The 5,681-nt window shown below is 73.8% G+C and carries 5 protein-coding genes; 4 read left to right on the top strand and 1 reads right to left on the bottom strand.

Annotated features, from left to right (window positions below; all coding sequences use genetic code 11):
* Positions 1 to 594 (bottom strand): gamma-glutamyl-gamma-aminobutyrate hydrolase family protein (locus ACOV8S_RS24400; protein WP_448320310.1); only part of this gene is annotated, 594 nt, incomplete at its 3' end.
* Between the two features lie 201 nt (positions 595 to 795).
* On the opposite strand from ACOV8S_RS24400, the gene ACOV8S_RS24395 reads away from it, so the two are divergent.
* Genes ACOV8S_RS24395 through ACOV8S_RS24380 form a run of 4 tightly spaced genes read left to right on the top strand, consistent with a single transcriptional unit; the run spans position 796 to position 5,679 of the window.
* The gene (locus tag ACOV8S_RS24395; protein ID WP_448320308.1) at positions 796 to 2,160 is read left to right on the top strand and encodes a glutamine synthetase family protein; all 1,365 of its coding nucleotides are present in this window, start codon (positions 796 to 798) and stop codon (positions 2,158 to 2,160) included.
* Between the two features lie 25 nt (positions 2,161 to 2,185).
* Complete coding sequence (locus ACOV8S_RS24390) at positions 2,186 to 3,580, top strand: aldehyde dehydrogenase family protein (protein ID WP_448320306.1); 1,395 nt, start codon at positions 2,186 to 2,188, stop codon at positions 3,578 to 3,580.
* A complete protein-coding gene (locus ACOV8S_RS24385) occupies positions 3,577 to 4,368 on the top strand; it encodes a 3-oxoacyl-ACP reductase (RefSeq protein ID WP_448320304.1) in 792 nt (263 codons plus the stop codon). The genes ACOV8S_RS24390 and ACOV8S_RS24385 overlap by 4 nt, the downstream gene beginning before the upstream one ends.
* A 27-nt stretch (positions 4,369 to 4,395) precedes the next feature.
* On the top strand, positions 4,396 to 5,679 hold the full coding sequence (locus ACOV8S_RS24380) for a haloacid dehalogenase-like hydrolase (protein ID WP_448320302.1): 1,284 nt from the start codon (positions 4,396 to 4,398) through the stop codon (positions 5,677 to 5,679).
* Positions 5,680 to 5,681: the final 2 nt, after the last annotated feature.

The raw sequence follows: 5,681 nt of genomic DNA, 5'->3' as shown, positions 1-5,681 counted from the left end.
CAGCTCGACCGCCTCGACCGTCCCGTCGGACACCGCCCGCGCCGCCACCACCAGCCCCGCCCCCAGCCGGTCCACCGCCTGGTGGTGGAAGGAGGGCACCGACGTCACCTCGGGGACCAGCTGCGCGTACCGGGTGCCCGGGACGGGAGCCACCGCGTGCCGCCCGAACACACCCGGCGCCCCCGCGTGCCCGTCCAGGTGCTGCACCAACGTGCCCCCGAGCGCGACGTTCAGCAGCTGCATGCCGCGGCAGACCCCCAGCAGCGGCACCCGCGCCTCCAGCGCCGCCCGGATCAGCGCCAGCTCCCACGCGTCCCGCTCCGGCGCCGGCGGCCCCGAGCGGGGGTCGCGCTCCGCGCCGTAGCGCGCGGGGTCGACGTCCGGGCCGCCCGCGATCAGCAGGCCGTCGAGCCGGGCCACCGCCTCCACCGCCCGCTCGGGAGCGTCCGGCGGCAGCAGCGCCGCGATGCCCCCGGCCCGCTGCACCAGCCGGTGGTAGCCGGACGGCAGCAGGGCCGCGTCCAGCTCCCACGCACCCCACCGCACCCCCGCCTCCAGGTAGGTGCTGACCCCGATCAGCGGACGTCCGGTCATACGGCACTCCTCCCACGGTCCTGCCGCACACCCTTGTGGGTCCCGTTCAGGTTTTCAACCCGGGGGAAACGGAGCCCCAGGGGGCCGAGGACGCCCCGGGAACCCCCGTCGCGCCCTCTTCCCCGGTGAACGCCCCGAACCGTACGTTAAGGCTCCGGCAGGCCGAACAGCCTGTGCGTGAGCCTGAAGGAGGACCGTCCCGTGGCCGACCGCACACCCCACCTCGGCGTCGACGAACTCAAGGCCCTGGTGACCGCCGGAGAGATCGACACCGTCGTGCTCGCCTTCACCGACATGCAGGGACGGCTGCAGGGCAAGCGGTTCGCCGCCCGCTTCTTCCTCGACGAGGTGCTCGACCACGGCACCGAGGGCTGCAACTACCTGCTGGCCGTCGACACCGAGATGAACACCGTCGACGGCTACGCGATGTCCTCCTGGGAGCAGGGCTACGGCGACTTCGCCATGTACCCCGACGTCAGCACCCTGCGGCGGATCCCCTGGCACCCCGGCACCGCCCTGCTCAACGCCGACCTCGCCTGGTCCGACGGCAGCCCCGTCGCCGAGTCGCCCCGGCAGATCCTGCGCCGCCAGCTGGACCGGCTGGCCGCCCACGGGCTGACCGCCAAGGCGGGCACCGAGCTGGAGTTCATCGTCTTCAAGGACACCTACGAGCAGGCCTGGGACGCCGGTTACCGCGGCCTCACCCCGGCCAACCAGTACAACGTCGACTACTCGGTGCTCGGCACCGGCCGGATGGAGCCGTTGCTGCGCCGCATCCGCAACGAGATGGCCGCCGCCGGGATGGTCGTGGAGTCCGCCAAGGGGGAGTGCAACCCTGGGCAGCACGAGATCGCGTTCCGCTTCGACGAGGCGCTCACCACCTGCGACCAGCACGCGCTGTACAAGACGGGGGCCAAGGAGATCGCCGCGCAGGAGGGCCTCTCGCTGACCTTCATGGCCAAGTACAACGAACGCGAGGGCAACTCCTGCCACGTCCACCTCTCGCTGTGGGACACCGACGGCCGCAGCGTGATGTCCGGCGACGGCGAGGACGGCATGTCGGAGACCATGCGGTACTTCCTGGCCGGACAGCTCGCCGCGCTGCGGGAGTTCACCCTGCTGTACGCGCCGAACATCAACTCCTACAAGCGGTTCCAGCCCGGCTCCTTCGCGCCCACCGCCGTCGCCTGGGGCCACGACAACCGCACCTGCGCGCTGCGCGTCGTGGGCCACGGACAGTCCCTGCGGTTCGAGAACCGGCTGCCCGGCGGCGACGTCAACCCCTACCTCGCCCTGGCCGGCCTGATCGCGGCCGGCCTGCACGGCATCGACCAGAAGCTCGAACTCCCCGACGCCTGCGCCGGGAACGCCTACGCGGCGGGCTACTCCCGGGTGCCCGGCACCCTGCGGGACGCCGCCGACCTCTGGGAGCACAGCGACATCGCCCGCACCGCCTTCGGCGACGAGGTCGTCGACCACTACCTGAACATGGCCCGCGTCGAGGTCGCCGCCTACGACGCCGCGGTCACCGACTGGGAGCTGCGCCGCTCCTTCGAACGGCTCTGAGACCCACCGCTGAGAACGGAACGGCATGAGCAACCCGTACGACCTCGACGTGCTCGACCCGGCCACGGCGGAGGTGATCGCCACCGTCCCGGGAGCCACCGAGGAGGACGTCGACACGGCCGTCCACCGGGCCGCCCGCGCGCAGACCGCGTGGGCGGCGCTGGCCCCCGGCGAACGCGCCCGCCTGCTGCGGCGGTTCGCGGCCGTCGTCGACGAGCACGTCGAGGAACTGGCCCGCACGGAGATCCGCGAGGCCGGGCACACCGCCGGCAACGCGCGCTGGGAGGCCGGCAACGTCCGCGACCTGCTGGACTACGCGGCCGGCGGCGTGGAACGGCTGACCGGCCGCCAGATCCCGGTGGCCGGCGGCGTCGACGTCACCTTCCTCGAACCGCTCGGCGTGGTGGGCGTGATCGTGCCGTGGAACTTCCCGATGCCCATCGCCGCCTGGGGGTTCGCCCCCGCGCTCGCGGCGGGCAACGCGGTGGTCCTCAAGCCCGCGGAGACCACCCCGCTCACCGCACTGCGCCTGGCCGAACTGGCCCTGGAGGCGGGGCTTCCCGAGCATCTGCTCCAGGTGCTCCCGGGGCGCGGCGACGTCGCGGGCGAGGCGCTGGTCCGCCACCCCGGCGTCGCCAAGATCGTCTTCACCGGCTCCACCCGCGTCGGGAAACGCGTGATGGCCCTCTGCTCCGACCAGGTGAAGCGGGTCACCCTGGAACTCGGCGGCAAGAGCCCCAACATCGTCTTCGCCGACGCCGACCTGGCGGCCGCCGCGGCCGCCGCCCCCATGTCGTTCCTCGACAACGCGGGGCAGGACTGCTGCGCCCGCACCCGGATCCTGGTGCAGCGCCCGGTGTACGACCGCTTCATGGAGCTGCTGGAGCCCGCCGTCGCCTCCGTCCGGGTGGCCGACCCCTCGGACGAGGGCACGCAGATGGGACCGCTGATCTCCCGCGCCCAGCTGGAGAGGGTGCGCACCCTGGTGGACGCCGCCGTGGACGAGGGCGCCGAGCCCGCGATCCGCGGCGAGGCGCCCGCGGGTCCCGGCTTCTGGTTCCCGCCGACCGTGCTCACCGGCGTCGCGCCGCACGCCCCGGCGGCCCGTGAGGAGATCTTCGGGCCGGTGGCCGTGGTGCTGCCCTTCGAGGACGAGGCGGACGCCGTCCGGCTCGCCAACGACACCGAGTACGGGCTCTCCGGCTCCCTGTGGACCCGCGACGTGGGCCGCGCCCTGCGGGTCTCCCGGGCCGTGCGGGCCGGCAACCTGTCGGTCAACTCGCATTCCAGCGTGCGGTACTGGACGCCGTTCGGCGGCTTCGAATCCTCCGGGATCGGCCGCGAGCTCGGCCCGGACGCCCTGGCCGCCTTCACCGAGACCAAGAACGTCTTCATCAGCACGGAAGGGTCCGACCGATGACCGACACCACTCAGCAGCCCGTCTGCCGCCGCCTCGTGGGCCGTACCGCCGTCGTCACCGGGGCGGGCAGCGGCATCGGCCTGGCCACCGTCCGCCGTCTCGCCGCGGAGGGCGCGCACATGGTGTGCGGCGACGTCGACGAGACCAGCGGCAAGGCCGCCGCGGACGAGGTGGGGGGCCTGTTCGTGAAGGTGGACGTCACCGACCCGGAGCAAGTGGAGGCGCTGTTCCGCACGGCCTTCGAGACCTACGGGTCGGTGGACGTCGCCTTCAACAACGCCGGCATCTCGCCGCCCGACGACGACTCCATCCTGGACACCGGCCTGGAGGCGTGGAAGCGGGTCCAGGAGGTCAACCTGACCTCGGTGTACCTGTGCTGCAAGGCCGCCATCCCCTACATGCGGCGGCAGGGCAAGGGCTCGATCATCAACACCGCGTCCTTCGTGGCCCGGATGGGCGCGGCCACCTCGCAGATCTCCTACACCGCCTCCAAGGGAGGCGTGCTCGCGATGTCCCGGGAACTGGGCGTGCAGTTCGCCCGCGAGGGCATCCGCGTCAACGCCCTGTGCCCCGGCCCGGTCAACACCCCGCTGCTGCGGGAGCTGTTCGCCAAGGACCCCGAGCGGGCCGCGCGCCGGCTCGTGCACATCCCGGCCGGCCGGTTCGCGGAGGCCGAGGAGATCGCCGCCGCCGTGGCCTTCCTCGCCAGCGACGACTCCTCCTTCGTCAACGCCTCCGACTTCCTGGTGGACGGCGGCATTTCGGGCGCGTACGTCACGCCCCTGTAGCGGACAGAGGTGTACGGTCCCGGGCATATGGGACACCTGAAGCGACGACGCCTGTTCCTCCGCACCGCCCGGACCCTCGCCGCGGCCATCGCCCTGGTGGCCGCGGCGGCCCCCGCGCCGGCCGCGACCCCGCGGACGGCCCCGCCCGGCGACTGCCCCCGCCTCGCCGGGGACTGGGCCGACGGCAACCGGGAGCGGCTGCAACGGCTGATCGACACCGTGGGGCCGTGCGCCACCGGGCAGCGCGGGGCGCGCCCGGTCGCCGTCTTCGACTGGGACAACACGCTCGTCAAGAACGACGTCACCGACGCCACCCTCTCCTGGGCGCTGCGCCACGACCGGCTGCGGCGGCCCGCCGACTGGTCCGCCACCAGCCCGTGGCTCACCCCCGCCGCCGAAGGCGCCCTGCGGACGGCCTGCGGGCGCAAGCCGGCCGGCGGGGCGATGCCCACCTCCGCGATGCCCGCCTGCGCCGACGAGATCTCCCTGATCCGCGAGAGCGGACGCACCGCCGCCGGCGAGCCCGCCTTCGCCGGGCCCCGGAACCACCGCCGCACCGTCCCCCAGTACGCCTGGGTGCCCCGGCTGTTCGCCGGACTCACCGAGCAGGAGGTCCGCGAGGTGGCGGCGGCGGCACGGAAGGAGGCGCTGGCCGCGCCGGTCGGCTCCACGGTCCGGCTGGGCACCCGGTCCGTGCCGGGCTGGGTCCGCTACTACGACCAGCAGCGCGAACTCGTCGCGGCCCTGCGGAAGGCCGGGTTCGCGGTCCACGTGGTCTCCGCCGGGTTCGAGCCCGTCACCGAGGTCTGGTCGCGGGCCCTCGGCGTGGACGCCCGGCACACCGTCGCCATCCGCGCCGTCACGGACGCGCGGGGGCGGATCACCATGGACGCCGAGGGCTGCGGGGGAGTGGGCGTCAACCGGGGTGAGGCGATCCCGTACATCGAGGGCAAGCGCTGCTGGATCAACGAGCGGATCTACGGGGTGCGGGGCGCGGCCGCCTGGGAGCGGCAGCCGCCCGCGCGCCGTCCCGCGCTCGGCGCCGGCGACGCGGACACCGACGTCACCTTCGTGGGCGACGCCACCGGGCTGAGGGTGGTGCTGGACCGGCACAAGCCGGAGATCATGTGCCGGGCGCTCGACGACGCCGACGGCAGGTGGCTGGTCCAGCCGATGTTCCTCCAGCCGCTCGCCCCGCCGCGCGACCCCTACCCCTGCTCCACGACGGCGTTCACCCTGCCCGACGGCGGCGGAGCCCCGGTCCGCCGCGACGACGGCACCGTGATCCCGGACCGGCCCGGGCGGGGGTGAAC

Source organism: Streptomyces sp. CO7, assembly GCF_053474865.1.
This window is presented reverse-complemented; position numbering and strand designations above follow the sequence as displayed.

Excerpts from the sequence above, each read along its gene's own strand:
- ACOV8S_RS24390 (WP_448320306.1), top strand. The coding sequence starts at position 2,186 with ATGAGCAACCCGTACGACCTCGACGTGCTCGACCCGGCCACGGCGGAG.
- ACOV8S_RS24385 (WP_448320304.1), top strand. The coding sequence starts at position 3,577 with ATGACCGACACCACTCAGCAGCCCGTCTGCCGCCGCCTCGTGGGCCGT.
- ACOV8S_RS24380 (WP_448320302.1), top strand. The coding sequence starts at position 4,396 with ATGGGACACCTGAAGCGACGACGCCTGTTCCTCCGCACCGCCCGGACC.